The sequence below is a fragment of the Eikenella sp. HMSC071B05 genome (assembly GCF_001811325.1).
In the GTDB taxonomy this organism is placed as follows: Bacteria; Pseudomonadota; Gammaproteobacteria; order Burkholderiales; family Neisseriaceae; genus Eikenella; species Eikenella corrodens.
In genome coordinates this window covers 1-1,683 of record NZ_KV804534.1, presented here as the reverse complement: position 1 = coordinate 1,683, position 1,683 = coordinate 1, and the positions used below count along the sequence as shown (strand labels likewise).

The 1,683-nt window shown below is 43.1% G+C and carries 2 protein-coding genes and 1 pseudogene; 2 read left to right on the top strand and 1 reads right to left on the bottom strand.

What is annotated here, in order from left to right:
- Window positions 1–131: pseudogene (locus HMPREF2796_RS10660) on the bottom strand (IS1595 family transposase); the annotation flags it as partial.
- 418 nt (window positions 132–549) lie between these two features.
- Here HMPREF2796_RS10660 and HMPREF2796_RS00935 point away from each other — a divergent pair.
- Window positions 550–921: a hypothetical protein gene (locus HMPREF2796_RS00935; protein ID WP_035573747.1), complete on the top strand. Its 372-nt coding sequence runs from the start codon at window positions 550–552 to the stop codon at window positions 919–921.
- Window positions 922–1,074: 153 nt separating this feature from the next.
- Window positions 1,075–1,488, top strand: coding sequence for a hemagglutinin repeat-containing protein (locus HMPREF2796_RS00930; protein ID WP_070630254.1), 414 nt, complete (start codon window positions 1,075–1,077; stop codon window positions 1,486–1,488).
- Window positions 1,489–1,683 lie beyond the last annotated feature (195 nt).

Below are 1,683 nucleotides of genomic sequence, written 5' to 3'. Positions count from 1 at the left end.
TAGAACAGAATGGCGGAGTTGGGCTGAATGTCCAAAATATCGGCAGCGGACCGGGCAGTAACTTGGAGCACAAAAAATTCAAGTAGTTTCTTTTGAACTCTCTTGCTTAATTTACAATTTGTTATCTGCATTTTCGTAGCCTGGCATAACTGCTAATCTACGTCAGCCCCAAATCTTTTGATGATTTTCAAAAAGCCAGTGGCGCATTGCAACAAGGCGGGCCACCAGCAGTAACATGGAACAGATTAAGAGGTAAAACTTACGGACCACCTCCTATGTATGGGGAATTGCCATATCAATACTACAAAAGTAGATATGGTTACAATTTAGGACTACACAGAATATGGATAAATAATAACATGAGAAATTTTACTCCAAATAATGTACCAAGTATCGGAGATATATTCAATGGTATTCGGTAATTGGATATTTTTTTTAACATTCATTTTGGTATTTTTTATAATATATTGTATATATCATACATCATACTATCGAAAAACATATATTATCAAAATAGGTTTTATATTGATAGGAGTAATATTTTTTGGTATGTATTATATATATTGCCGCTATCTTGACCCACAAAAAATAGCTTATTATTGCATAGATAAACAATGTATTTCTATTATTCATTTTTACAAAAATTTTAGTATTAATTCCCCCGAATATGCTAAGGTTTATGAAGGGAAAATATTATTTAGATTTCAAACAAAAATAAATAATAATGCTGAATTTCTTATGGAAGATGACATATCGATTAGTAAAAAATTATCAGATCACAAGTTCATCATTTATGGAAGCTTTCCTGTGATGAATGGTAATATAGATAGCATTGAAATAAAAGAAGCTACTGGCTATATAGATAGGAGTGGTACTGATTATATTGCCTCAAGAGACTTAAAATTTAGAGACTTATATTAAATACGTAAAACTAATTGATTAAACCACCCGAACCTATGAATAAAAAGGTTTAACCGTGGCATTCAGTTCGCCCGTTACCGACCTGGCACAACAAGTCCATTCGGCAGTACAAAGCGGCAGGCAGGACAGAGCCGAAACGGACGAGTCAGTGCCATGGCGGCAGCCAATGCCGCATGGCAGGGCTACCAAACCGTCCAAAGTGTCCGCGACCTGGCCGGAGGGCGTAAAAATATCGGGGAAATCGGCATCAGCATCAGTTACAGGCAACAAAAGAACCGTAGTGAAGTCCGCAGCGACCTTAGCCGTGCCCAAGAGAGCAGGATTAACGCCGGCGGCAAAACCCGCCTGCACGCCACCGGAGCGGGACAAGCATCGAACATCACCGTGACCGGTTCGGACATTCAAGGTGCCGGCGGCACCCTGTTGGCCGCCGACAACCGCATCCGGCTGCAGTCGGCCACCTTTGGCCAAAACGAAGAAAGCCGCCATCAGAGCAGTGGTTGGAATGTCGGTGCGACCGTACGATATGACGGCAAACCAAACATAGGCATCACCGCCGGCGGATAAACCGGCCGAGGCAACGGCCATGGCGCAGACGAAAACCACCGCCACAGCCACATCGGCAGCAGCATGCAGGGGGAGAGGGTGCAGTCGTGGGGATGTTCGGATGGGATGGGATGGCGGGGATATTGGGCACGGCATGTTCTTTGAGGGGTGTTTTTTAGCTTCACAGAAACTCAGCCTCGGCTGCGCCAAGACATT

What these genes read in the sequence shown, in the direction of transcription:
- HMPREF2796_RS00935 (WP_035573747.1), top strand. Translation starts at nt 550, where the DNA reads ATGTATTATATATATTGCCGCTATCTTGACCCACAAAAAATAGCTTAT.
- HMPREF2796_RS00930 (WP_070630254.1), top strand. Translation starts at nt 1,075, where the DNA reads ATGGCGGCAGCCAATGCCGCATGGCAGGGCTACCAAACCGTCCAAAGT.